Source organism: Aromatoleum sp. (assembly GCF_032027225.1).
Classification (GTDB): domain Bacteria; phylum Pseudomonadota; class Gammaproteobacteria; order Burkholderiales; family Rhodocyclaceae; genus Aromatoleum.
Map to the genome: position 1 here is coordinate 502,748 of NZ_JAVSMM010000001.1, position 25,491 is coordinate 528,238.

Below are 25,491 nucleotides of genomic sequence, written 5' to 3' on the forward strand. Positions count from 1 at the left end.
CCCGGGAAAACATTTCGCCGCCGTGGGCTCGCCCGGTCGCGGAATCCTGGCCCATCACCGAACGCGCACGGCAGACGCGGCTCCCGTCACGGGAAACGTGACAGCGTCGCAGTCAAATCCGAATTACTCTTCGCCGCCCGCCGCGCCGCCCTTCTTCATCGCCTTGCCGTCTTCGGCGCGTTTTTTCCGCACCGCCTTCGGGTCGGCGATCAGCGGACGGTAGATCTCGACGCGGTCGCGGTCGCGAAGTGGCGTGTCGAGCCGCGTGAGCTTCGCGAAGACGCCGACCTTGTTGCGCCCGTCGAGCTCGATCTCGGGATACTTGCGCAGGATGCCGGACGCTTCGATCGCGTCGCGTACGGTCGCGCCCGCGGGGACGCCGACCTTGAGCACTTCCTGCACGTGCGGCAGGGCGTAGGAGACTTCGACGTTGATCGGATCGGCCATGCTCAGCTCTTCGGATAAACCTGTTGCGCGCGCTTGACGAAGGAATCCACGAACGTGTTCGCGATGTGATTGAAGACCGGACCCACCGCCTTTTCGAGCAGCCGGTTCGAAAATTCGTAATGCAGATTGAATTCGATCTTGCACGCTGCAGGGCCGAGCGGCGTGAAATGCCAGTTGCCGTCGAGATGCTTGAACGGTCCGTCCCGCAGGCGGATCAACATCTTCACCGGCGCGAGCTTCTCGTTCTGAGTACTGAAATGCGCCTTCAGTCCGTGGTAGTTGATGTGCAGCGTCGCGACGGTGACCTTGTCCGTGCGCGCGTGCACCTCGGTCCCGCCGCACCACGGCAGGAACAGCGGATACTCCTCGCAGCGATCGACGAGTTCGAACATCTGTTCGGGGGTGAATTCGACGAGAACCTGCTTCTTGACGTCAGCCATGAGGGTATGAGGACGGCCTCCGCGCCGAACTGCTAAAATCCGCGATTCTACCGCAAGCCGCCCCCGCCGACCCGGCGCATTCCCGCTCCAAGGATCGACCGCAACTCATGAGCATCATCGACAACCGCAAGGCCTTCCACGACTACTTCATCGAAGAGAAGTACGAGGCCGGGCTCGTGCTCGAAGGTTGGGAAGTCAAGGCGATCCGTGCCGGCCGCGCGAACATCAAGGAAGCGTATGTGATCCTGCGCGGCGAGGAGCTCTTCATCCTCGGCATGCACATCACTGCGCTGCAGAGCGCGTCGAGCCACGTCAAGCCCGACCCGGTGCGCACGCGCAAGCTGCTCCTGCACGCCGCGGAAATCTCGAAACTGATCGGCAAGGTCGAACGCGCCGGCTACACGCTGGTGCCGCTCGACCTGCATTATTCGAAAGGCCGGATCAAGGCGACGATCGGGCTCGCGAAAGGCAAGAAGCAGTTCGACAAACGCGAAGCCGAGAAGGAACGCGACTGGGAGCGCGACAAGGCGCGCTTGATGCGCGTGAAGGCCTAATCAGGATCCTGCGCCGCGCATCAGCGCTCCGATTTCACGAACTGCAGGACAGCATCGAACACCCCGCGCGCTGACGAGCCCAGTCGGGGCGTTTCGCCGCGAACCGTTCGCGCCCCGGCTGGTCGGCATACGGCCGCCGCATCACGTCGAGCAGTTCCGCGATCAATCCGTAGTCGCCCTGCTCCGCGGCGTCGATCGCTTCCTGCGCCAGGTAGTTGCGCAGCACATAGCGCGGATTCACGGCGTTCATGCGCGCGCGGCGCTCATCTGCCGTCATGCCTTCGCTGCGCGCCCGCGCCGCATACGTCGCGAGCCAGGCTTCGAACTCCGCTTCGCTGCTCGCCGCCTTCTCCTCGGAATAGAACGCTTCCCGCAGCGGGTCCAGCGCGGGCGCGTCGAGATCGATCGAGGCGAGCTTCCGGAAGAAGATCGTCATATCCACCTCGGCGCGCGTCAGCAGTTGGTGCAGCGTGTCCACCAGCCCGGCGTCCCCGTCACGGAATTCCTCGAAACCGAGCTTCGCCGCGAGCATCCGGCTACTCTCGTCGTCATAGACTTCGGCATAGTGCTCGAGGCTCGCGCGCAGCGGTTCCGCGGCGCCGAAAACCGGGTAGAGCGCGTTCGCGAGCTGCAGCAGGTTCCAGTGCGCGATGTGCGGCTGATTGCCGAAGCGGTAGCGCCGCCCGCCGGCGTCGGTCGTGTTCGGCGTCCATCCCGGGTCGAAGTTGTCGATCCAGCCGTACGGCCCGTAGTCGATCGTCAACCCGAGGATCGACATGTTGTCCGTGTTCATCACCCCATGCACGAAGCCGACCCGCATCCAGTGCGCGATCAATCGGGCGGTGCGCTCGCAGACCGTGCGGAACCACTCCGCGCGGCGTGCTTCCGGCGGACCGGCAAGCTCGGGAAAGTCGCGCGCGATGGTGAAATCGACCAGCTGCGTCAGCACCGCCTCGTCGCCGCGGGACGCGAAGATCTCGAAGTTGCCGAAGCGGATGAAGGACGGCGACACGCGGCAGACGACGGCGCCCGGTTCAGCGCGGGGATGGCCGTCGTAGAACATGTCGCGGACGACTTCTTCGCCGGTCAGGACGAGGCACAGCGCGCGCGACGTCGGCACGCCGAGGTGGTGCATCGCTTCGCTGCAGAGGAATTCGCGGATCGACGAGCGCAGCACCGCCCGACCGTCCGCCCGCCGCGAGTACGGCGTCGGCCCCGCCCCCTTCAGCTGCAGCTCCCAGCGCTCGCCACCCACTTTGACCGTCTCGCCGAGCGTGATCGCGCGGCCATCCCCCAGTTGGCCGGCCCAGTTGCCGAACTGGTGGCCGCCATAGCATGCGGCGTACGGTTCCATGCCGGGCATCAGCGCGTTGCCGGCGAAAACCGCGGCGAATTCCGGCGAACGGACGTCGGCCTCGTCGAAGCCGACGAGCGCTGCGACTTCGGGCGACCAGGCGATCAGCTGCGGCGCTCGCACCGGCGTCGGCATCACGCGCGAGTAGCAGGCGCCGTGGACTTGGCGCACGTGCGGAGACGGCTCGGGGTCGCCGGGCAGCTCATGGACAAAACGGTTGTCGAAGGCGAGTGATTTCATCGGTTGGGGATTTCGTCGTTGTGATTCGTCGTTGTGATTCGTCGTTGTGATTCGTCGTTGTTATTCGTCGGAGTTCGTTCGTCGCGACAGGTTCGTCACGGAAAGTCACGGAGGCGGCTCGCCGAGCGCCTCCCACATCTTGCGCGTCAAGCGGTTGCGCCTTTTCGCGTAGTCGCGCCACGAATCCTCGTGGCGACTTTCGAGCCGTTCCGGAACCGTGACGATCGTGAAGTCCCCGGGTTTCAGCTCGGCGCCCAGCTCGTCCCACGCCAGCGGCATCGATACCGGCGCGCCAGGACGCGCCCGCGCAGCATAGGCGCAAATCGCCGTGGCGCTCGCGCCGTTGCGCAGATAGTCGACGAAGACGCGCCCCGTGCGGCGGTTCTTCGCCATGTTCGAGGTGAAACGTTCGGGCAGCACGCTCGCGAGCCGGGCCGCGAAAGCCTTCGAGAAGCGCTTCACGTCTTCCCACTCCGGCCCGCGCTGCAGCGGCACGACGACGTGCAAGCCCTTTCCCCCGGTCGTCTTCAGGAAGCTCGGCAGCCCGAGCTCGTCGAACAGCCCGTGGACCAGCCGCGCCGCCTCGACAACCCGCTTCCACTCCACGTCGGGCGCGGGGTCGAGGTCGATCGTGATGCGGTCGGGGCGGTCCGCGCGCGGCATCGTCGAGCCCCAGGTATGAAACTCGACCGCGCCGCGCTGAACCATGCCGATCACGCCTTCGAGGCTCGTGACATAGAGATAGCTGCGCCGGCTCGGCGAGGACCCTTCCCAGATGAAACTCTCGACGTCGACAGGCCGCTCCTGCCCCATGTGGCGCTGAAAGAAGCATTCGGCCGCGCTCCCGTCCGGGCAGCGCAGCAGGCTGAGCGGACGGTTCACGATGTGCGGCAGCAGCCAGCGCCCGACCGCCTCGTAATAGCGCGCGAGATCCGCCTTCGTCAGCCCGGCGTCCGGCCAGACGATGCGCTCCGGACTGCTGATGACGACGCCGGCCACGCGAACCGATTCCTTCTTTGCCCCGGCGCGCACTGCTGCCGGGGTCGCCGGCTTATTCGGCTTCACGTCCGTCCTGACATCCGCGACTTCGAGCTCCTTCGCATCGGTCGCCACCCTGCGGCGTGCGTCGCCCTTTGCCGATACCGATTTCGCGACTTCCGGCTTCGTCGTGTCGGGCTCTGTCGTCTTGCGCTTCGTCGCCTTGCCTTTCCTCGCTTCGGCCTTTGCGGTTCCCGCCCTTGGAGGTTCAGTCTCTACAGCTTCAGCCTTCACTCTTTCAGCCTTTGCCGGTTCGGCCCCTGCCGTCTCGCCCATCACCGCTGCCACTGGAGCGGCCTTTTTTCGTGCGCTGTCGGTCCTGTTCCGCGTCGGCGGCGCCGGATCGGTCGTCATCTCGCTATCCGCTGCGAACGCCTCGACCGCCTCGCCCGAAGCGCCCTCCTCGACCGGAACCACCGTCTCGCCCTGCACGAGGCGCGCGGGCTTGTCCTCGCGCAGGCCGGCGAACGCCGCCTGTCGCAGAAGGCCTTCGCGCGTCCATCCCGCGTACTCGATTTCGGCGACGAGGGTCGGCCGGACCCAGTGCTGGCCCGTAGCGCGAGGCTTGCGGGCGAACGGACAGTCGTCACGTTCGAGCGCTGCGAGGCGCGACGCCAGGCGCGCGAGCGTCGACTGCTCGAAACCGGTGCCGACCTTGCCCGCATAGTTGAGTTCGCCGGCGTCGTCGTAAAGCCCGACGAGCAGCGCCCCGAAGCCCTTGCGGGAGCCGCCGGGCTCCGTGTAACCGCCGATGACGAACTCCTGCCGCGGCCGGCACTTGAGCTTGATCCAGCTGCGACCTCGTCCCGAAACATAGCGCGCGTCGGCGCGCTTGCCGATCAGCCCTTCCATGCCGAGCCGGCAGGCCTGGTCGAGCGCTTCGCCCGCGCCGTCGGCGAAGTGTTCGCTGAACCCGATTGCCCCGCCCTTCCGATGCGCGAGCGCGTCGGCGAGCAGGCGCTTGCGCTCGACCAGCGGCAAGCCCGTGAGCTCCCGGCCGCCGAGCCACGGCGCGTCGAAGATGTAATAGACGATCTGCGCCGTCGCCCCCACGTCGAAGGCGTTCTGCAGCGCTTGAAAATCCGGCAGTCCGTCGTCGCCATTGACGATGATTTCGCCGTCGAGCCAACTGTCATCGAGTTCGAGCGCGGCGAGCGCTTTCGCGAGCTGCGGCAGTTTTGCCGTCCAGTCGTGGCCGTTGCGCGTGAAAAGCGTCGCCTTGCCGGCTTGCAGCTTGGCCATCAGCCGGTAGCCGTCGTACTTGATCTCGTAGAGCCAGCCGGATCCGGGCGGCACATCGGCAACCAGGCTCGCGAGCTGCGGCGCTACGAACGCCGGCAGCGGGCGGCGCCCTTCATCGTCGCCCTTCGCCGCATCGCTCGCCTTCCGCCGCGCGCCGCCCGCACCTTCGCGCGTTCCTGTTTTCCGCTTCGCCTGCGCATCGCCGTCCGACCTCACGTCCGCAACCGCACGCTCGGCGACCCGCTTGACGCTTCCCGGCCGCATTAGCGTGATCTCGGCCTCCTCGCCGGCGCGCGCCTCGTCGTCGTCCTCCTTGATCAGCAGCCAGTTAGGCGGTCCGCCCCGCTCATCCTCGTCTGCCCGGCCGCGCATCCGCACCAGGGTCCACGCGCCCTTCAGCTTGTCGCCGTCGAGCCGGAACTTGAGCTTCCCCTTCGCGAGCGCCGCGGCCGGATTCGTCGAGATACTCGACCAGCTGCCGCGATCCCACAGCACGACCTCGCCGGCACCGTACTGCTTCGCCGGAATCACGCCCTCGAAATCCCCGTAGTCCAGCGGATGGTCCTCGGTCTCGACCGCGAGCCGGCGCTCAGACGGATCGAGGCTAGGCCCCTTCGGCACCGCCCAACTGCGCAGCACGCCGTCGAATTCCAGGCGAAAGTCGTAATGCAGGCGCCGCGCGGCGTGACGCTGAACGGTGAACGAGAGTTCCTCGCCCGCTCCGCGGCTCATGTCGGCTCCGCTTGGCTCCGGCGTCGCCTTGAAATCGCGCATCTCGCGATAGCGGGCGAGCGCACTCTCCGCGGCCTTGTCCCTGCCCGCCTGCTTCATGCGCGGCGGCGGCGAGATTCAGAGGGTTTCTCGGCCGGCTCCTTGTCGCGGGATTTCTCCGACGACGAGCGCGCACCCGCCGCCTTGCTGCGGCTACCCGAACTCGCGGTCTTCTTCGCGCTCGCGCCGGACGCAACCGACTTCCCAGCGACCGTGCGGCGGGCGCGCGCCGGCTTCGCCTCGTCTACCGCTTCATCCGTCGCTTCGGAAGCCTTCCGTGCAGCAGGTTTCGCCGCGCGCCCTTCTAGGCTGCGCTTGAGCAGCGCCATCAGGTCGACGACCTCGGCTCCGCCCTCGGCCGCCGGCGGAGCCTCGGCCTCGGCGACGACGTGCGTCTTGCCCGATTCGATCTTCTGCTCGATTCGCGCCATCAAGTCGTCGCGGTAGGTGTCGCGGTACTGCTCCGGCGCCCAGTCCTCGACCATGCCTTCGACGAGGCGCTCGGCCATGTCGAGTTCCCGGCCGGATACACCCAGCGCTTTCAGGTCGTCGTCGGGCAGCTTCAATTCCGCCATCGAGCGGATTTCGTCGGCAAAGCGCAGCGTGTTCATCAACAGCACCGCCCCGACCGGAATCACCGCGGCGAGATGCTGGCGACTGCGGATCACGACGCTCGCAAGGCCGACCCGGCCGCTGCGCCTCAAGGTCTCGCGCAGCAGCGCGTAACCCTTTTCGCCACGGCGGCCGGGCTCGAGGTAGTACGGCGTGTCGAAGTAGTACGGCGCGATGTCTTCCTGCGCGACGAAGCTCAGGATGTCGACGGTTTGCGTCGCCTTGACGTTCGCCTCGCGGAAATCCTCGTCGGTGACGACGACGTACTGGTCCTTCTCGTACTCGTAGCCTTTGACGATGTCCTCGGACGCGACGACCTCGCCGGTGCGCTTGTTGATCCGCTGATAGCCGACCGGCGCGAAATCGCGGCGGTCGAGGAGGTCGAGGTCGAGCCGGTTCGCGGTGCTCGCCGGATAGAGCGCGACCGGGACGTTGACCAGACCGAAGGCGATGGCGCCTTTCCAGACGACCCTGGGCATGATGGTCTCCTACGTCGCGGGCGCGCAGCGACCAAGCCTGATGCGCGCCCGGGAGAGAAAACGCAGCAATCCGCATTCCCGGACTCCTCCGAGCGGGCGCTGGGGCCGCGCTACCCGCGCCGCGGATCGAATGCGTCGCGAACGACGTCGGCGAACAGGTTCGCCGACAGCACGAGCACGAACATGAACGCGAACGCAGCGGCGAGCGACCACCAGACCATCGGCTCGCGCGCGAGCTCCGCGCGAGCCATGTTGATCATCGTGCCGAAGCTGATCGTGCTCGGGTCCACACCGATGCCGACGTATGACAGCACCGCTTCGGCGAGCACGAGACCGGAGAAATCCATCACGAGCGCGATCACCACGATGTGCATCACGTTCGGCATCACGTGGCGGCGCAGGATTGCCGCGGTGCCGACCCCGAACGCGCGCGCGGCGAGCACGTAGTCGAGCTCGCGCAGCTTCAGCGTCTCGCCGCGCAGCAGCCGACACAGGCCGGTCCAGCTCGTGATGCCGAGGATCAGGCACAGCGCGAGGAGCCGCGCGTCCGAGCGTTCGGCCGCCGTCGAAAACCATTCGGGATGCGTGTCGATGACGACCTGCATCATCAGCACCGCCGCCGCGATCAGCAGCACACCCGGAATCGCGTTGAGGACGGTGTACAGATACTGGATGACGTCGTCGACCCAGCCGCCGAGGTAGCCCGCCATAATCCCGAGCGCGATCGCGAACGGCAGCATCACCAGCGTCGTCAACGTGCCGATCAGCAGCGCGGTACGCACGCTTTTCAGCGACAGGTAGAGGACGTCCTGGCCGACCTTGTCGGTACCGAAGACGTGATAGTGCGTCCCGAGCGCGACCGCCGCGCCGGCGACGAGCAGGATCGCGCCGAGCGTGACAAGCGCCGCCCGCCACGCGAGGACGGTTTCGCCGCGCAGCAGGGCGGTCGCCGCGTCGAGTAGACCGCCGGACCTGCTGCGGGCAACGCCGAGGGTCACGACGAGCACGGCCAGCAACCACAGCGCGAAGGCCGCCGCGGCGCCGCCGACGAAACGCTGCGTGACGTCCTGCGGCAGTTCAGTCCCGGGGTCGGCCAGATGGGCCGCGCCGTACCGGAGCCGCGGGTAGATCCTCTCCTGCCCGCCCCCGGGGAGTTCGATCGTTTCGCGCGCGTACAGCTCGGCGGCGAACGGTGCCGAGTAAGTCTTTTCGACGCGCAGGCGCAAGGGCGCGAGCAAGGCATCGAGCGCGCTCAGGACTTCCGACGAATACGCGGCAGGTTCCACCGTCTGCCCGCCCTGCGCCCCGGGAGCGGCTTCGACCGCGCCGACGGGTGCCAGCATCGGCCGGTAATGCAGGCTGTCGGCGACGCCGATCGCGAGGAACGCGAGCAGGACTGTCGCCGCCGACATGCCGGTCGCACGACTGCCGATCTTGCGCCACGCGGCGCGCAAGGGCTCGCTGCGGCGCACGTGCACGAACGCCACCAGCCCGAGTACGAGCAGCAGGAAAAACAGCGCGTCGGTCCACAACAGGACGAAGCGGAAGTCCATCGGCTACTCCAGCTTCACGCGCGGGTCGACGAGCGTGTAGGAAATGTCGGTCAGCAGCAGCCCGACGATGTACAGCACCGAGCCGATGAACACCATCGCACGCACCACCGCGAAATCCTGCGCGTTGATCGCGTCGATCGTGTAGCTGCCGAGCCCCGGAATGCCGAAGAAGGATTCGACGAGCAGGCTTCCCATGAAGAGCAGCGGGATCACGACGACGACGCCGGTCAGGATCGGGATCAATGCGTTCTTCAGCACATGGCGGAACAGCACGACGAGTTCCGAAAGTCCTTTCGCGCGCGCGGTGCGGACGTAATCCTTCGAGATCTCCTCGAGGAAGATCGTGCGGTACCAGCGCGCGCTCGACCCGACGCCGGCGACGACGGTGATCGCGACCGGCAGCACCAGGAAGCGCACCGCGTCCAGCCCCGGCGCGTAACCCGAGATCGGCACCAGCGCCCACAGCTTCGAAACGAGCCATTGCCCGCCGATGATGTAGAACAGGCTCGAGATCGACATCATCGCGACGCACAGCACGACTCCCCAGAAGTCGAGGTAGCTCGCGCGGAAGAACACCAGCATCAGCGCGAACGACACCGACACGAAGAGCCCGAGCACGAAGGTCGGCAGCGCGATCGCGAGCGAGGGGCCCATGCGGTCGCGGATCTCCTGCGCGATGTCGCGCCCGTCGTCGGCTCGGCCGAAATCGAACGCGAACATCCGCAGCGATTTCTCGAAAAAAATCGTGTCAGTGAGCTTCTCGGCGCCTTGTGCCTGGGTGTTGAGGAACAGCGGCCGGTCGTAGCCGCGCTCGGCCTTCCAGCGTTCGATGGCGTCCGGCGTGACGCGCTTGACGCCGAGCTGCATGCGCGCCATGTCGTCGGGCGAATTGACGACGAAGAACAGCGCGAACGTGATGAGGTTTACGCCGATCAGAATCGGCAGCGCGTACAGCAGGCGACGGACGATGTACGCGAACATCAGGCGCTCCCTCCGACCCCGGTTGCGCGCTCGCGCCGGCGGTAGTGCGCGACGGCGGGCGCGACGATCGCGACGAGCAGCAGCACGACGACGGCGAGCGGCCAGACGACGGGCTTGTTCCATTCCTTGCGCAGCGCTTGCCGCCGTTCGAGATCGATGCGCTGATATTTCAGCGTGTTGCGCACCATGCTGCCCGGCTTGCGGTTCATCACCCAGCCGTGCTGCAGCGAGTACGCCTTCGGATGGAAGCCGAACACCCAGGGTGCGTCGTGCTGCAGGATCGCGATCATGCGGTCGATGATGCGCTGGCGCTCGGCGCCGTCGGGCATCCCCTTCATCTGTTCGAACAGCCTGTCGTACTCGGGATTGACGTAGTTCGCGGCGTTCTGCCCGGACTCCTTGACCTTCGCCTGCGCGCCGTGCAGCAGGAACAGCAGGTTCTCGGGGTCGGGGTAGTCCGCGTTCCAGCCGAAGAAGAAGAGCTGCGCGTTACCTTCACGGATCTTGTCCTGGAAGCGGTTGTAGTCGGTCGGGCGGACGACGAACTGCACCCCGAGGTCGCGGAACTGCTTCGCGAGCCAGTCCGAGCGTGCCTTGTCGCCGAGTCCGCCGGGCGTCGTATCGAGGTGGATCACGAGCGGCTCGCCGGTTTTCGCATCGCGACCGTTCGGATAGCCGGCTTCGGCAAGGAGGCGCCGGGCGACGTCCTTGCTGCGCCGCACGGCCTTGCCGTCACGCCATTCATAGACGACCGGGTTGATGCCGGCCTCGCCTTCGCGCGCCCCGAAAATCCCCGGTGGAATGGGATGCATCGCCGGCACCCCGCGCCCGTTGAGAAAGATCGACACGAATTCCTCCATGTCGAGCGCGATCGAGATCGCCTGCCGCAGCTTGCGCGCGCGCTCGCGCCCGCCCTGCGTGTCGCCGCCGCCGACCACCGGATCGAGCATGTTGAAGCCGAGGTAGAACACCGACGGCGACACCGAGGTCAGGAGTTCGATACCCTGCTCGGTCATCTCGTCCGACAGCACGACCTCGCCGGTGCTGCTCATGTTCACCGCCTGGTCGAAGTTCTCCGACGACACCCCCGACGCGTCGTAATAGCCCTGCAGGAACTTGTTCCAGTACGGAATCCCTTCGCGCTCGCGCGAGAACACGACCTTGTCGAGAAAGGGCATCGATTTGCCGCAATCCTTCAATAATCCCGCGGCTTCGTCGCTGGCTTCGCCTTCGCACGGGTACACATCGCCGCGGTAGTTCGGGTTACGCACGAGCACCATCCGCGCGTTCGGGTTGTTCTCGGCGAGCATGAACGCGCCTGTACCGATCGGCCACCAGTCCAGCACGAGATTGCGCTCGGCCATTCCCGGTTGGCCGAAGAAGCGGTCGGCCTCGCGCGGCAGCGGCGCAAAGAACGGCATCGACAGCCAGTAGAGGAACTGGGGGTATGCGCCCTTCAGCGTGATCCGATAGGTGTGGCGGTCGACGACCTCGACGCCGGGCAGTTCGAACGCGTCGAGATCGATCCATTCGCCGGGTTTGCGTCCCGCCTCCTCCGCCAGCCGGGTCTGCAGCGTCTTCAGGCCGGGGATGTATTCGGCCATCAGCTCGAAGATCGGCGAATGCAGGCGCGGATGCGCGAGGCGCTTGATCTGGTAGACGAAGTCGCGAGCCTCGAGCTCGCGCGTTCCGGTCTCGCGGAAGTCGCCGAGGACGCGGACATCGTCGAGTTCGTCCGGCGGAAGATCGAGGTAACGGGGCGTACCGTCGGCGCGCTGCGCGAACGCCGGGTGAGGCTGATAGAGGATGCCGGGGCGGATACGGATCTCGTACACCGATCGCACGACCTGCGCGGCGGGGGCGGCGGCGGGCAGCTCCTTGCCGCTCGCGCCGTAACGGCGCACGGTCGGCATCGCCTCCGCACTGCCAGGAACGAGCACATAGGGCCGCTTCAGGTAGTGATACTGCAGCGGCGGCTCGTAGATCTGATATAGAAAGGCGGCCTCGTCCTCACTGTAGGACTGGACCGGGTCGAGATGCTTCGGCCGGTCCGTGAACGCCGTATACATGACGTTCTGCCCGCGCTCGGACGCCGGATAAGGATTGTTCCACGCGTCCCCGCACGCGGCGAGGAGGACGCATGACATCAGCAGCAGAAAGGCGCGCAGGAACATGGCCGGATTCTACCTGCTGGCCTCGCTTCGAGCGCGCCTCGCCAGCGCGCTAGCGCACCTCCCCGGCGGCGAGCACTTCGGCGAGCGGGAAGACCGCGTGGGCGAGCGCGGCGTCGGGATCACGACCGACGAGGTCCTCATACCGGCGCACTTCCTCCCGCGAGAAGTCCCGCCCGGCCCACACGGACGGTTGTCCCACTGAGGCAAAAACGGTCAACCTCCTCACAAAACTCGCGACGTACTTTGCGACAAATTACGCCCGTTGCGGGGAGAGCAACGCTTGCAGAGCGAAGCGTATTTGCCAGAATTGTTTCACGCAGGTGACAGAACCCGCTTCGATACCGAGGGTATCGATCTTTCACCCGTCTCCTGGAATCAGAAAATGCATGGCTCTTCAGGCTCCTCAATCGCGCCGGTTGGAATCCACGGCGCCCCTGCGGGTTCGGAAAGCACGCTCGGAACACCGGTAACGCCCGAAGTTCCGCTCGCCGCGATCGCATCGAAATCGTCGTCGCGAGCGTGGACGACCATCTGCGACTTGATCTCGCTGGCCCGTCCGAGCGACCCGCGCGGGCGACGACTCGCGGCCGCGTTGCTCGTCGCGGACCTCGCGTTCCTCGCCACGTTCCTCCTGTACGCATACGCGGAACACTATGGGCTGCGCGGGAACCTGTTCTATGGCAACGTAAATTTCTCCTTCGTCGATGGCAGCTATCCGGAGATTTACGGTTACGCGAAAGAGGCGCTGCTGACGCTGCTGTTAGCCGTCGCGTATGCCAGGACCCGGCAGCTTGTCTATCTCGCGCTCGCGCTGCTGTTCGCGATCTGCGCACTCGACGATTCGCTGTCTCTGCACGAGGCGGCAGGAGTGTATCTCGCGACGATCACCGACCTGTCGCCGTCGGCCGGGGGACTCGTCGGCTGGTCCCTGCTCGGATTCGTTCCAATGCTCGCGATCGTCATCGCCTATCGGCGAAGCGACGCGACCAGCCGGCGCCACACCGAAGCCGTCCTTCTCGGATTCGCAATCCTGCTTTTCTTCGCGATCGGAATGGATCTCGTGCATGCCGTCCTGCAGCGATACGTCAACGGCTTCCAGACGGTTCTCACGATTCTCGAGGACGGCGGGGAGTTGCTCACACTGACGCTGCTCTGCGTAATGGCACACACAATCGTCTGGTTCTCCGCACATTCCGCGGCCCCCCACGTGCCCGGATGACCGACTCCCCCACCCTCTGCGAAGCAGGTAGAACAGCCGACCCATCAGCTATAATCCGCCGATCAACAAGACGGAGCACTACCGAAAATGGGCTTTCTAGCCGGCAAACGCATTCTGATCACCGGACTGCTAAGCAACCGCTCGATTTCATATGGCATCGCGAAGGCCATGCACCGTGAAGGTGCCGAACTCGCCTTCACGTATCAGAACGAGCGCTTCCAGGAACGCGTGGCCAAGTTGGCAGCGGAGTTCAACTCGGATCTCCTTTTTTCCTGCGACGTGCAGAACGATGCGGAAATTGTCGGGCTGTTCGAACAACTGGGACAGAAATGGGACGGCCTCGACGGACTCGTGCATTCGATCGCGTTCGCGCCGAGCGATGCACTCGAAGGCGACTTCCTCGACGGCTTCTCGCGTGAAGCGTTCCGTATCTCGCAGGAAATCAGCACGTGCAGTTTGCCGCTGCTCGCGAAAGCGGCGCGTCCGATGATGAAAGGCCGGCGCGGTGCGCTGCTAACGATGTCCTACCTCGGCGCAGTCCGCACCATGCCGAACTACAACACCATGGGCCTCGCGAAGGCGAGCCTCGAAGCGGCCGTCCGCTATCTCGCTGTGTGTCTCGGACCCGAAGGCACGCGCGTCAACGCGATTTCCGCCGGGCCGATCAAGACCCTGGCCGCGTCGGGTATTGGCAACTTCAGCAAGCTGCTGTCGTTCAACGAACACAATGCGCCGCTGCGTCGCAACGTGACGATCGACGAAGTGGGCAACGCCGCGGCGTTCCTGTGCTCGGACCTCGCCAGCGGCATGACCGGCGAAATCATGTACGTCGACGGCGGCTTCAACACCACCGCGCTCGGCAACGCAGAACAAGGCTGACCGAGGGCGGAGCGGCTGCGCTCCGACCGATATCGGCAATCGCGCGCGGGGTCCGACCGGATCCGCCGCCAAGACGAAAAAAAGCCCGATCGGATCGATCGGGCTTTTTTTATCGACTGCAGCCGACTTACTGCGTCTGAGTCTGGCCCTTCACGGCCGCCTCGTTGATCTCCACTTTGTACCGCTCCCGCAATGACGCGAGGAAGGCGCTGAAATCGCGCTCGCCGATCAGACGCTGGTATTGCTGCATCACCGCCGCCATCCGCGGGTCGTCCTTCGCGAGTTCCGGCCGGTTCACGGATTCGATCCGGAACACGGAGTAATGCCCGTCGGGCATCGCGACGCCGACATGCGCGGGGAGCTTGTTGGCGGCCGCGCCGAAAATCGCGTCGATCGCCGCGGGCGCCAGCGACGCCGTCCCGCGCTGCAGCGTGCGCACTTCGCTCCACTCGCCGGGCACGTCCTCACCCTTCGCGAGCGTGGTCAGCGCTTCCTTGCCGCGTGCGGCCGCGAGCTTCGCCGCCTCTTCCGTCCGCAGCTGCTGTTCGATGTCGCCTTTCACCTGCTCGAACGGCAGGCGCTGCGCCGGCTGGTAATCCGCGACGCGGGCCGACACGAGCTTTCCGCGCCCGACTTCGGTCGCTTCCACGTTGCGGCGCTTGTCGATCGATTCCGGCGAAAACAGCGCGTTCAGCAGTTTTTCGTTGTCGAACTCGCCGATGCGGCCGTCCGCGCGGCTGATCCAGTCCGTGCGGTGAATTTCGAGCTGCAGTTCCTCCGCAGCGGGCTTCAGGCTGTCCGGCTGCTCGTACACCAAGTTCGAGAAATGCTCCGCGAGCTCGGCGAAGCGCCGACTGGCCGACTGTCGCTTGAGTTCTTCCGCGATTTCGTCCTTGACCTGTTCGATGGGGCGGGCGGTCGCCGGCTTGATGTCGGTGATCTGGATGATGTGGAACCCGAAGTCGGAACGGACGACGTCGCTGATCTGGCCCTTTTCGAGCGCGAACGCCGCGTCCTCGAATGCCTTCACCATCGCGCCGCGGCCGAAGAAGCCGAGTTCGCCGCCCTGCGCGGCCGACCCCGGATCCTGCGATTCGGCCTTCGCCAGCTCCGCGAACCGCGCCGGGTTCTCGCGCAGTTGCGCGAGAATGCCCTCCGCCTTAGCGCGCGCCTTCGCCACTTCGTCCTCCGACGCACCGTCGGCAACGGTGATCAGGATATGGCGCGCATTGCGCTCCTCGGGTTGGCTGAAACGTGCCGCGTTCGCCTCGTAATACTTTCGGATCTCGTCGTCCGACACGGTGATCTGCTTGCTCACCGCATCCTCGTCGAACACGACGTACTCGGCCTGTATCCGCGCCGGGCGTTCGAAACGCGCCGGATTCGCCTCGTAATATTGCTTTGCCGCGTCTTCGCCGAGTTTCACGTCGGCGAGAAAGCGCGCCGGCGTGAAGGCCATCTCGCGGATCTTGCGCTCCTCGAGCTGGGCGGCAAGGAAGCGCTGCGCCGAAGTGTGTGCGGCGAACCCCGACTCGCCGACCGCGAGCGCGATCTGCTGGATCCGCAGATCCTGCGCGAGGCGCGCTTCGAACGAGGCTGGGGACATCCCCTGCGCGCGCAGCGCCGCTTCGTAACGGTCGAGCGCAAAGCGTCCGTCGGTCTGAAACGCCGGCACCTCGGCGATGACCTGCTGCAGCTGCTGCGGCATCACCGTCATGTGTTTGTCGGCGGCAAAAAGCGCGAGCAGACGCTGATTGACGAGGTTTTCGAGCACGGAGCGCCGCATCGCGTCGGAATCGAGCAGCGAGCGATCAACGTCTCCGCCCATGGCCTCGCGGACACGGGCCTGCTGGTCGCGCAGCGCCTGGTCGAACTCGACCACGGAAATCTTCGAGCCGCCGACCGTCGCGATCTCGTTACCGCTCGGACCGTCGGTGAAATAGGCGTCCATGCCGAAAAAGGCAAAGGGGATGATCAGCAGCGCCAGAATGAACTGTGCGATGCGCTTGTTGTTGCGGACTGCCTCGAACATCGTGTTTTTCCGTGGAAAGCTGGGGTGGTTGCGTCCCGGCCGCAGCCGGGACAAGCGCGGCATTATCGCATCGTGCCGGCATGCAGGCCACACTCACGGGCCTGCATCCCACCCGTCACTCGCCTTTCGCAAACACGATCCGCCCGCCTTCGACATCGACCCGGATCTTGTCCTTCGCCGCGAACTGCCCGTCCAGGATCGCCTTGGCGAGCGGATTCTCGATGTGCTCCTGGATCGCGCGCTTCAACGGCCGCGCGCCGAACACCGGGTCGAAGCCCGCTTTCGCGAGTTCCGCGAGCGCGAGGTCCGAAACCTCCAGTCCCATGTCGAGCCGCGCCAACCGCTTTTCGAGGTATTGCAGCTGGATCCGCGCGATGCCGGCGATCTGCTTCTCGTCGAGCGCGTGGAACACGACGACCTCGTCGATACGGTTGATGAACTCGGGGCGGAAGTACGTCTTGACCTCGGCCATCACCGCGAGCTTGATGACCTGATAGTCGTCGCCGCTCATCTGCTGGATCATCTGGCTGCCGAGGTTCGACGTCATGACGATCACGGTGTTCTTGAAGTCCACCGTACGCCCCTGCCCGTCGGTCATCCGGCCGTCGTCGAGCACCTGCAGCAGCACGTTGAAGACGTCCGGGTGCGCCTTCTCGACCTCGTCGAACAGGATCACCGAGTACGGCTTGCGGCGAACCTGCTCGGTCAGGTAACCGCCTTCCTCGTAGCCGACGTATCCCGGCGGCGCACCGATCAGCCGTGCGACCGAGTGCTTCTCCATAAACTCGCTCATGTCGACGCGGATCAGATGATCCTGCGAATCGAACAGGAACTCGGCCAGGGTCTTGCACAACTCGGTCTTGCCGACACCGGTCGGCCCGAGGAACAGGAAGCTGCCGTACGGACGGTTCTCGTCGGACAAGCCGGCGCGCGAGCGGCGGATCGCGTCGGCCACGAGCCGCACCGCCTCGTCCTGGCCGACGACGCGCTGGTGCAGGCGGTCTTCCATCTTGAGCAGCTTTTCACGCTCGCCCTGCATCATCTTGCTGACCGGAATGCCGGTCGCGCGCGACACCACTTCGGCAATCTCCTCGGTGCCGACCTGGGTACGCAGCAGCTTGTTGGAGGTTGTTGAGTCGCCCGCCTGCTCGGCCGCCTTCAGTTGCGCTTCGAGCTGCGGCAGCTTGCCGTACTGCAACTCGGCAAGCTTGTCGTACTGCCCCTTGCGGTGCATCTCGGCCATTTGCGCACGCAACCGGTCGATTTCCTCCTTGACGTGGGCGGCGCCTGTGGCCTTGGATTTTTCAGCCTTCCAGATTTCGTCGAGGTCGTTGTACTCGCGCTGCAGCTTGGCGAGTTCGTCCTCGATCAGTTGCAGACGCTTCTGCGACGCCTCGTCCTTTTCCTTCTTGACCGCTTCGCGCTCGATCTTCAGCTGGATCATGCGGCGATCGAGCCGGTCCATGACCTCGGGCTTGGAGTCGATTTCCATCTTGATGCGCGCGGCGGCCTCGTCGATCAGGTCGATCGCCTTGTCGGGAAGGAATCGGTCGGTGATGTAGCGGTGCGAGAGTTCCGCGGCCGCGACGATCGCCGGGTCGGTGATCTTGACCCCATGATGGATTTCGTACTTCTCCTGCAGGCCGCGCAGGATCGCGATCGTCGACTCGACGCTCGGCTCGTCGACGAGGACTTTCTGGAAGCGCCGCTCTAGCGCCGCGTCCTTCTCGATGTACTTGCGGTACTCGTCGAGCGTCGTCGCACCGATGCAGTGCAGTTCGCCGCGGGCAAGCGCCGGCTTCAGCATGTTGCCCGCGTCGATCGCGCCTTCCGCCTTGCCGGCGCCGACCATCGTGTGCAATTCGTCGATGAAGACGATGATGCGCCCTTCCTCCTGCGCGATCTCCTTCAGCACCGCCTTCAGCCGCTCTTCGAACTCGCCGCGGTACTTCGCACCCGCGAGCAGCGCCGCCATGTCGAGCGACAGCACGCGCTTGCCCTTCAGCGTCTCGGGCACCTCGTCATTGACGATGCGCTGCGCGAGACCTTCGACGATCGCCGTCTTGCCGACCCCAGGCTCTCCGATCAGCACCGGGTTGTTCTTCGTGCGGCGCTGCAGGATCTGGATCGAGCGCCGGATCTCGTCGTCGCGACCGATCACCGGGTCGAGTTTCCCGGCACGCGCCCGCTCGGTCAGGTCGAGGCAGTACTTGTTCAGCGCTTCGCGCTGGCCTTCCGCTTCCTGCGTGTCGACCCCGCTGCCTCCGCGGACAGCGGCGATCGCCGCCTCCAGTGGTTTGCGAGACAAGCCGTGCTCCTTCGCGAGCCTGCCCGTCTCGCCCTTGTCCTCGGCCAGCACCAGCAGAAACATCTCGCTCGCGATGAACTGGTCGCCGCGCTTTTGCGCCTCGCGGTCCGCAAGATTGAGCAGGTTGGCCAGATCACGTCCGATCTGGACTTCGCCGCCGTGCCCCTCGACTTTCGGCAGCCGCGACAGCGCGCGGTCGAGCGCCGTCTTCAGCGGCGGCACGTTGACGCCGGCACGCTGCAGCAGCGATATGGTCCCGCTGTCTTCCTGATTGAGCATCGCGAGCAGCAGATGCTGCGGCTCGATGAATTGCTGGTCGTTGCCCACTGCGATGCTCTGCGCATCCGAAAGGGCCTGCTGGAACTTGGTCGTGAGCTTGTCGAAACGCATGGGAGATCCTTGCGGAATGAACGATTGCATCCAATATGGGGGACGCACCCGCCGAATTCAACACGCCTGCACATACCGGGAGAGCGACGCGGGTCCGCTCCTTCGTCAGATCGAGCGCGTTTTCCGCGCAACACTCGCCCCTGCCCGGAAGCTCATCATTTGCACGCCTCGCCTCGTTGCCAGCATTCCCTTGTGCTATGGTCTGAGAAGAGGGCGCGAGGCGAACACTGACGAAGAACGGTGAGAAAAACCGCAAGGCGATATTCCAAAAACGTGATTGGAGGAAGTGATGGCCACTAAACAGGATCAATTCAACGAACTTCAGAAAAAGAACCTCGAAACGGCAATGCGCCTCGCGCAGATGTCGATCGAGAACTCGCAGCGTCTGATGGAACTTCAGGTCGCCACGGCCAAGAGCCTCTTCGAGGAAGGAGTCCAGAACGTCAAGGCGTTGTCGGGCGTGAAGGATCCGAAGGAAGCGATGGAGCTGCGGGCGCAATACGCACAGAGCACGACCGAGAAGATGTTGTCGTGTGTTCGGGAAATGACCGAACTCGCCAGCCGGACGCAGACCGAAGTCGGGAAGATGGTCAGCGAACAGCTATCGACCGGCGGCAAGGACGTTTTCGAGTCGATGCAAAAAATGTTCACCGGGATGCCGATCACCGACCAGAACGCGATGACCGCGTTGCAGACCGCGATGGACACGACCCGCGCGGCGTTCGAACAGATGGCGCAGGCTTCGTCCGAAGCATTCCAGTTGTTCGCGCAACCCGGCGTGCCGAAAGGCAAGAAGTAAGCGGCACAGCCGCTTCAGCGATTACGGCGCCAATCGGCGCCGTAATTTTTTGGCCATCGCCCGCGGGTCCGGCAGAAGCGTCAGACGCTCCCGCGAATCACTGCGACAGGCTACTCAAGCCGAGCCGGATTTTTCCGACTGCTCCCAGCGCGCCGCCGCGCTGTCGTCGCTGTCGCGCGCATCGACCCAGTGGGCGCCCTCGGGCGTTTCCTCGAGCTTCCAGAACGGCGCACGGGTTTTCAGATAATCCATGATGAACTCGCAGGCTTCGAAAGCCTCGCCGCGATGCGCGCCCGCGACCCCGACGAACACGATCTGGTTGCCCGGCTCGAGCCGTCCGTAGCGGTGGATGACGCGCACGCCGCCGAGCTGCCAGCGTCCCCGCGCCTGCTCGACGATCTCCTCGAGCGCGCGCTCGGTCATTCCAGGGTAGTGCTCCAGCGTCATCGCCGAAATGTCGGCGCCTTCGCTCCCGCCGCGCACGAGGCCGACGAAGCTCGCGACCGCGCCGACGTCGCCGCGACCGTGCGACAGCGCCGCGATTTCAGCCCCGACGTCGAAGTCTGCCTGCTGCACGCTCACCGACATCTCAACCTCCCGTCACCGGGGGGAAGAAAGCGATTTCGTCACCGGGCGAAACCGGGTCGGACGGGCCCGCCATGCGCTGGTTGCGGGCGGCGCGGACGTTGCGACCCGCTTCGAGAGCTGTCCAGCTGTCGCCACGATCGGCGAGAAACGCTCGCAGGTCGGCAACGGTCGAGACCCCGGAAGGCAGTTCGAACGACTCTTCGGCCTGTCCGACGGCGTCGCGGAGCGACGCGAAATACAAGATTTTTATGTTCATGATTCAGAATAACAATTCACCATAGGGCAGAAACCGGACCGTGTCGCCGTGAGCGACCGGCTGGTCGGCCGGCACATCGACGAGACCATCGGCCCACACGATGGAAGACAGCGCCGCGGCGCCTTGGTGCTCATAAATTTCGACTCCGCCCGCTTCGTTCGTGCGTGCGCGAAGGAATTCCCGCCGTCGGTCCGGGCGCGGCCAGTCGAAATCGGCCCGCAAGGCCAGCGCGCGCGGCTGGACGTCCTTCACGCCCTGCGTCGTGAGGATGAACGGCCGCACCATCAACAGGAAGGTCACGAAGCTCGATACCGGATTGCCCGGCAAGCCGATGAACGCTGCTGCACCGACGCGTCCGTAGGCCAGCGGTTTGCCCGGCTTCATCGCGATCTTCCACAGGTCGAGCGAACCCTCCGCCTCGACCGCCGGCTTCACGTGGTCCTCCTCCCCAACCGAGACCCCGCCGCTCGTGAGGATCAGGTCGTGTCCCTCCGCGGCGTCGCGCAGCATCTCGCGAGTCGCGCCGAGCCGGTCGGGGACGATGCCGAAATCGGTGACTTCGCAGCCGAGTTGCTGCAGCAGCGCGCGCAGCTGAAAGCGATTCGAGTTGTAGACGCCGCCGGGGGGCAGCGGCTGCCCCGGCATCACGAGTTCGTCACCGGTCGAAAACAGCGCGACACGCATGCGCCGCACGACCGGCAGTTGCGCGACGCCGACCGAGGCAGCGAGCCCCAGCTCCTGCGGGCGCAAGCGGCTACCGGCAGAGAGCACGACCTTGCCGCACGCGATCTCGCTGCCCGCCACACGCACGGCTTCGGCAACCCGCGGCAGATGATTGACGATCACCGCATCGCCGGCGTGCTCGCAGAGCTCCTGCATTACGACGGCGTCGGCGCCCGCGGGCAGCGGCGCGCCGGTGAAAATGCGCGCGGCGGTGCCGCTCTCGAGCGCGTGCCCGACCTGCCCCGCGGGAATACGCTGCGTGATGGGCAGTCGGGCGCCCACCGCGGCGACGTCGGCGACACGTAGCGCGTAACCGTCCATCATCGAGGTGTCGAGTGACGGGACCGATATCGGCGAGACGAGGTCGGTCGCAAGGACCCGGCCGTGCGCGACGAAGGTGTCGGACATTTCGATCTCGCGCAGCGGCCGCGCCTGCGCCGTCAGCATCGCGAGGGCTTCGTCGAAGGTGAGCATGTTCGGGTTCATGACTTTCGCGCGTACTCGAGAATGAAATCGACGATCGCGGCGCCGTCGTTCAGCGGCAGGCGCGGCAGCGGGCAGTCGAGCTCGTCGTCGGACGCCACCGCGACCACGTGCGGATTTTCCTGCCACAACGGCGGCTTGCCGTGGGACTGCCGATGCACCTCGACTTTCGGCACCGGTGCCGCCTTGAACCCTTCGATCAACACGACGTCGCACGGCGCGAGCAGGCGCAGCTGCTCGTCGAGCGTCGGCTCCGCCGCCCCACGCAACTCGTGCATCAGCACCCAGCGATCGTTCGACAACATCAGAACCTGGCTCGCACCGGCCTCGCGATGGCGAAAGGAATCCTTGCCGGGCCGGTCGAGGTCGAAACCGTGGTGCGCATGCTTGATGACCGAGACGCTCAGTCCCCGTTCGGTGAACTGCGGGATCAGCTTTTCGATGAGCGTGGTCTTGCCCGAGCCGGACCAGCCGGCGATGCCGAAGACGATCATGGCGGAGTGGATGGTTGGGAAACACCCGGAGAATACAGCACCCCTCGCCGATATGGCGCAAGCGGGTGCGCGACTCGGTCCGTCGCGGCGCCGTCCGGCGTCGAGTCGGCGGTTTACGGCACCGCGACCACGGCCGCGAAACCGCCGCCGGGGGTGCGGAAATTCGTCGTCTGTCCGCGGTACAGCCGTGCTGCCATCAGTTGCAAGTGCCCCCGGTACACGTACGCGCGAAGATCCATTTTCAGATCGATCGCCACCCCTTCGACCGATAGCCGACGCTCGCCCGGCGAGACGATGCGCTGCGCGATGTAGTTGTCGGCGAGAATTTCCGCGAAAACCGCGCGCGTGAGCTTGTCGCCGCGGTACGCGGCGCGGCTGCCGAACCCGGATGCGGGCTTGAAGAAGAGCTTGCGCCGCTCCTGCCACAAAAGATCGGCGTCCTGGGTCCGGACCAGTCGGGTCGGCGGAACGCCGGCGGCGAGGATGGCCCGGGTCGCCGGGTCGACGCCGAGCGATGCGAGCCGTTCGCCGTCGGAGAGCAACACGAGGTTGCGCTTGTCCGCATATAGAGCGTGAGCGCGCGGATGAGGGGTCACGACCGCTGCCTGAGCTACCCACGCCGCGGCAAGCGGCGCATTCGGCGGCTCCGACAGCGCGAAATCGGTGAGGCGGTTATAGACGAGGTCGATCTCGACGTCGCCGAGCCGCAGCCGCCCTTCGATGAAAGCGAGTTCGGACGGATCACAGATGTAGGCAGCGATCCCGTGGCGCTCGAAAAGGCGCTGGAACAGCAGGAATTCAGGCAACAGGTATTGCGATTGCGGCTCGCGGTCGACGATCGCGACCGAGCGCAGCGGCAGGTCACCCCGCACCGCGCGCCACTCGCTGCGGAACATCTCGACGAATGCCGTCTCGGGGTCGCCCGGCCCGGAACGCGGGACGACCGATTCGAGCACCGCGACCTCGGCGCAGCAGGCTCGCTGCGCCCGCGCGAGCGCGACATTCAGCAGCGCGCCGCCCGCGTTGGTGTTGATCTCGATGAGTTGCGGGCCGTCCGGGCCGAGATGGAAGTCGTAGCCGAGGAAAACGCCGCTCGCCGCCGTTGCGGTCCGCGCACTCGGGGGCGCCCATTGCAGCACCGCTTCCTGCCACCCCGGCAATGCGACGACGCGTTCGATCGCCGAGACAATCGCCGCAATCCGCTCCCTGTGGCGCTCGGCGACGAACGCGACCGAGTTCGCGAAGAGATGCGGCCGGCTCTCGCCGATCAGCGCGAACAGCGCGCCGTCCCGCGGATCGCGCTCGAGTTCGGCGCGCAAGCGGTCGTGATCGAGCGAAATACACTGGCAGCCCCGGTTTAGGCGTTCGGCGAGTTCGGGATGATCGACCGTTGCCACGGCGCACGCTGAGCCGGCATGGAGTTCCGCGGATTCGTTCATGGAGAGTTCCGGTTTCGCGCCCATGTCGAACGAGGCTCAGACGGCGGGCGGAGGCGGCAGCTGTTCGAGAAAGGCGACCGCGTCGGCCTCCGACCGCGTGCGGCGCATCGGCGGCAGGCTGCGCCAGATCACCTTGCCGTAAGGTTTGCCGATCATCCGCGGGTCGCAGATGCACAGAACACCCCGATCGCGTTCGCTGCGGATCAGGCGGCCGGCACCCTGCTTCATGTTGATCACCGCGCGCGGTAGCTGGTAATGCATGAACGGGTTGCGCCCGCTCTTCTGCAGATGTTCGACGCGCGCGGCAAGCACCGGGTCGTCGGGCGGGGCGAAGGGCAGCTTGTCGATGACGACGAGCGACAGCGCATCCCCCGGCACGTCGACGCCTTCCCAGAAGCTCTGGCTCGCGACGAGCACCGCGTTGCCGAGACGACGGAAACGGTCGAGGAGTTCGGTGCGCGACCCCTCCCCCTGCAGCAGCAGCGGCAGGCTGTCGCCGGCGCGCTCGAGACCTTCGGCGAGCAGACCGTGAATGCGTTTCATCGCCCGCAACGACGTACACAGCACGAACGTGCGCCCGCGCGCGGCACGGATCAGCGGCAGCGCCGTCCTTGCGACGGCTTCGACATAATCAGCGTGATTCGGATCGGGCAGGCCCTGCGGCGCGTACAGCAGCGCCTGCTCCCCGTAGTCGAACGGGCTGCCCCAGACGTCGGTCAGCGGCGGCGGCTCCAGCCACGACAGGCCGAGTTCGTTGCAGTAGTGGCCGAAATCGCGTCCGACCGCGAGCGTCGCCGACGTGAAGATCCACGCGCGCGGGTGTCCTTCGAGCTGGCGGCGAAACACTTGCGAGACGTGCAGCGGCGTCGCGTTCAACGACGCGGACTGGCTGAAAACCTCGACCCAGCGGATCAGGTCGGCCGCATCGGGATTGCGCCAGCGCGCGAGGCGTTGCGCGATCTCGTCGCTGCGGCGCAGGCAGTTCGCGAGCCCTTCCGAGCGTTCGGCCTGCGTCCCGAGGATTTCCGCAAACCGACCGAGTTCATCGTCGAGCGCCGTCACCGCATTGTCGAATTCCGGCAGCGCCGCGGCCTGGACGGCGGAGAGCCGCGCGGGCTCGGCGCCGAATGCGAGCCGCAGGTCGCGGGCGGTCTTCTCCAGCGCGCGGCTCGCGTCGATCAGATCACGGCAATCGCGGGCACCGGCGAGCGTCTCCGATCGGGTGTCGCGCGCGAGTTCGAGCAGCTGCGCGGTCGACACGCTTTCGCCGAAGAACAGGCTCGCCGTCTCCGGCAACTGGTGGGCCTCGTCGAAGATCACCGCGTTGCAGGCCGGGAGCAGTTCGCCCATGCCTTCGTCGCGCAACATAACGTCCGCGAAGAACAGATGGTGATTGACGACCACGACGTCCGCGTCCATCGCGGCCCGCCGTGCGGCGAGGACGAAGCATTCCTTGACGTTCGGGCAGTCCTGGCCGAGACAGTTGTCGCGCGTCGACGTCGCCGCGATCCACGCCGCCGAATCCTCGCGCACTTCGGTGCATTCGGCCTTGTCGCCGCTCTGCGTCGTTTTCGCGAAACGGGTGATCGCGCGCAGATCCGCTGCATCCTGCGCGGTGAGAAAGCGGCCGTCGCGGGCGTTGCGTTCGAGGTGGTAGGGACAGACGTAGTTCGCACGGCCCTTCAACAGCGCGATCGTCACGGGGACCTTCAACGCTGCGCGGACGGTCGGCAGGTCGCGGTTGAAAAGCTGGTCCTGGAGCGTCTTCGTCCCGGTCGACACGATCACCTTGCCGCCCGACAGCAGCGCCGGCACGAGATAGGCGAAGGTTTTTCCGGTCCCCGTGCCGGCCTCGGCGACCAGCACGCGGTTCTCCTTGATTGCCGTGGCGATCCTCCCCGCCATCTCGATCTGCTGCTCGCGCGGGCGGAAAGACGGGACGGCTCGGGCGAGCAGCCCATCCGGAGAAAAGGCGGATTCGATATCTGACATGACG

General features: G+C 65.8%; 21 protein-coding genes. 4 read left to right on the plus strand and 17 right to left on the minus strand.

Going from position 1 to position 25,491, the window contains the following annotated elements:
- Positions 1–123: 123 nt before the first annotated feature.
- Complete coding sequence (locus tag ROZ37_RS02455; protein ID WP_312657206.1) at positions 124–447, minus strand: RnfH family protein; 324 nt, start codon at positions 445–447, stop codon at positions 124–126.
- A 2-nt stretch (positions 448–449) separates the two neighbouring features.
- Entirely contained in the window at positions 450–887 is a 438-nt protein-coding gene (locus ROZ37_RS02460; RefSeq protein WP_312657208.1) for a type II toxin-antitoxin system RatA family toxin, read from the minus strand.
- A 44-nt stretch (positions 888–931) separates the two neighbouring features.
- On the opposite strand from ROZ37_RS02460, the gene smpB reads away from it, so the two are divergent.
- A complete protein-coding gene (smpB, locus tag ROZ37_RS02465) occupies positions 932–1,441 on the plus strand; it encodes an SsrA-binding protein SmpB (protein ID WP_312657495.1) in 510 nt (169 codons plus the stop codon).
- Positions 1,442–1,475: 34 nt separating this feature from the next.
- Here the strand turns inward: smpB and ROZ37_RS02470 are convergent, their stop codons facing one another.
- From ROZ37_RS02470 to ROZ37_RS02500, 7 genes are all read right to left on the minus strand, one after another.
- Complete coding sequence (locus ROZ37_RS02470; RefSeq protein ID WP_312657210.1) at positions 1,476–3,035, minus strand: protein adenylyltransferase SelO family protein; 1,560 nt, start codon at positions 3,033–3,035, stop codon at positions 1,476–1,478.
- A 105-nt stretch (positions 3,036–3,140) separates the two neighbouring features.
- On the minus strand, positions 3,141–6,146 hold the full coding sequence (ligD, locus tag ROZ37_RS02475) for a DNA ligase D (protein WP_312657213.1): 3,006 nt from the start codon (positions 6,144–6,146) through the stop codon (positions 3,141–3,143).
- Positions 6,143–7,177, minus strand: coding sequence for a Ku protein (locus tag ROZ37_RS02480; protein ID WP_312657214.1), 1,035 nt, complete (start codon positions 7,175–7,177; stop codon positions 6,143–6,145). Before ROZ37_RS02480 ends, ligD begins: the two co-directional genes overlap by 4 nt.
- A 110-nt stretch (positions 7,178–7,287) precedes the next feature.
- Entirely contained in the window at positions 7,288–8,730 is a 1,443-nt protein-coding gene (locus tag ROZ37_RS02485; protein WP_312657216.1) for an ABC transporter permease, read from the minus strand.
- Between the two features lie 3 nt (positions 8,731–8,733).
- The gene (locus ROZ37_RS02490) at positions 8,734–9,711 is read right to left on the minus strand and encodes an ABC transporter permease (RefSeq protein WP_312657218.1); all 978 of its coding nucleotides are present in this window, start codon (positions 9,709–9,711) and stop codon (positions 8,734–8,736) included.
- Positions 9,711–11,885: an ABC transporter substrate-binding protein gene (locus ROZ37_RS02495; protein ID WP_312657220.1), complete on the minus strand. Its 2,175-nt coding sequence runs from the start codon at positions 11,883–11,885 to the stop codon at positions 9,711–9,713. Before ROZ37_RS02495 ends, ROZ37_RS02490 begins: the two co-directional genes overlap by 1 nt.
- A gap of 49 nt (positions 11,886–11,934) precedes the next feature.
- Positions 11,935–12,069, minus strand: coding sequence for a hypothetical protein (locus tag ROZ37_RS02500; protein ID WP_312657222.1), 135 nt, complete (start codon positions 12,067–12,069; stop codon positions 11,935–11,937).
- Positions 12,070–12,423: 354 nt separating this feature from the next.
- On the opposite strand from ROZ37_RS02500, the gene ROZ37_RS02505 reads away from it, so the two are divergent.
- Positions 12,424–13,104: a hypothetical protein gene (locus tag ROZ37_RS02505; RefSeq protein WP_312657223.1), complete on the plus strand. Its 681-nt coding sequence runs from the start codon at positions 12,424–12,426 to the stop codon at positions 13,102–13,104.
- A gap of 87 nt (positions 13,105–13,191) precedes the next feature.
- Positions 13,192–13,983, plus strand: a complete 792-nt coding sequence (locus ROZ37_RS02510) for an SDR family oxidoreductase (protein ID WP_312657225.1) — start codon at positions 13,192–13,194, stop codon at positions 13,981–13,983.
- A 127-nt stretch (positions 13,984–14,110) separates the two neighbouring features.
- Here ROZ37_RS02510 and ROZ37_RS02515 read toward each other — a convergent pair whose 3' ends face one another.
- The gene (locus ROZ37_RS02515; protein ID WP_312657226.1) at positions 14,111–16,015 is read right to left on the minus strand and encodes a SurA N-terminal domain-containing protein; all 1,905 of its coding nucleotides are present in this window, start codon (positions 16,013–16,015) and stop codon (positions 14,111–14,113) included.
- A 115-nt stretch (positions 16,016–16,130) separates the two neighbouring features.
- The gene (clpB, locus tag ROZ37_RS02520) at positions 16,131–18,713 is read right to left on the minus strand and encodes an ATP-dependent chaperone ClpB (protein ID WP_312657227.1); all 2,583 of its coding nucleotides are present in this window, start codon (positions 18,711–18,713) and stop codon (positions 16,131–16,133) included.
- Between the two features lie 289 nt (positions 18,714–19,002).
- On the opposite strand from clpB, the gene ROZ37_RS02525 reads away from it, so the two are divergent.
- Positions 19,003–19,512 (plus strand): phasin family protein, encoded by a 510-nt coding sequence (locus ROZ37_RS02525; protein ID WP_312657229.1) that lies wholly within the window; start codon positions 19,003–19,005, stop codon positions 19,510–19,512.
- Positions 19,513–19,626: 114 nt separating this feature from the next.
- On the opposite strand, the gene moaE is transcribed toward ROZ37_RS02525, so the two are convergent.
- The 6 genes from moaE to ROZ37_RS02555 all read right to left on the minus strand — a co-directional run bounded on the left by moaE (position 19,627) and on the right by ROZ37_RS02555 (position 25,487).
- On the minus strand, positions 19,627–20,100 hold the full coding sequence (gene moaE / locus ROZ37_RS02530) for a molybdopterin synthase catalytic subunit MoaE (RefSeq protein ID WP_312657231.1): 474 nt from the start codon (positions 20,098–20,100) through the stop codon (positions 19,627–19,629).
- A gap of 1 nt (position 20,101) precedes the next feature.
- Positions 20,102–20,356 carry a molybdopterin converting factor subunit 1 gene (gene moaD, locus ROZ37_RS02535; RefSeq protein ID WP_312657234.1) on the minus strand — a complete coding sequence of 85 codons (255 nt, stop codon included), beginning with the start codon at positions 20,354–20,356 and terminating at the stop codon, positions 20,102–20,104.
- A 3-nt stretch (positions 20,357–20,359) separates the two neighbouring features.
- Positions 20,360–21,565: a gephyrin-like molybdotransferase Glp gene (gene glp, locus ROZ37_RS02540; protein WP_312657235.1), complete on the minus strand. Its 1,206-nt coding sequence runs from the start codon at positions 21,563–21,565 to the stop codon at positions 20,360–20,362.
- The gene (gene mobB / locus ROZ37_RS02545) at positions 21,562–22,056 is read right to left on the minus strand and encodes a molybdopterin-guanine dinucleotide biosynthesis protein B (protein ID WP_312657236.1); all 495 of its coding nucleotides are present in this window, start codon (positions 22,054–22,056) and stop codon (positions 21,562–21,564) included. The genes glp and mobB overlap by 4 nt, the downstream gene beginning before the upstream one ends.
- 113 nt (positions 22,057–22,169) lie before the next feature.
- Complete coding sequence (locus tag ROZ37_RS02550; RefSeq protein ID WP_312657237.1) at positions 22,170–23,495, minus strand: hypothetical protein; 1,326 nt, start codon at positions 23,493–23,495, stop codon at positions 22,170–22,172.
- A 36-nt stretch (positions 23,496–23,531) separates the two neighbouring features.
- On the minus strand, positions 23,532–25,487 hold the full coding sequence (locus ROZ37_RS02555; protein ID WP_312657238.1) for an ATP-dependent DNA helicase: 1,956 nt from the start codon (positions 25,485–25,487) through the stop codon (positions 23,532–23,534).
- Between the last annotated feature and the right edge of the window lie 4 nt (positions 25,488–25,491).